Annotated in this window: 1 pseudogene; it reads right to left on the reverse strand. The window is 57.8% G+C overall.

From position 1 onward, the window contains the following. Nucleotides 1-127: pseudogene (locus ACLFKU_RS44950) on the reverse strand (transposase); the annotation flags it as partial. Between the last annotated feature and the right edge of the window lie 122 nt (nt 128-249).

A 249-nucleotide genomic window follows, 5' to 3' on the forward strand; every position in this document is an offset into this window, starting at 1 on the left:
TCGTCGACTTGCCCGTCTCGAACACTTCCGACACGCGCTCCTGCAGTTGCTTCTTCCAGTCCGTAATCTGGTTCGGATGAACATCGTACTGCTGCGCCAGCTCTGCCAGCGTCTTGTCGCCCTTTAGCAGGCTGTTGAAATACCTCCCGCGCACGTCATCCGCGCGGGAGGGGTAAACGTTGAAACAAAGAACCGGACAACACTGAGACTGAAGCGATGCGCGGAGCGGACGGCTATACCGAGTCGATG

It is taken from the genome of Paraburkholderia sp. EG304, assembly GCF_046543485.1.
GTDB classification, from domain to species: Bacteria; Pseudomonadota; Gammaproteobacteria; order Burkholderiales; family Burkholderiaceae; genus Paraburkholderia; species Paraburkholderia youngii.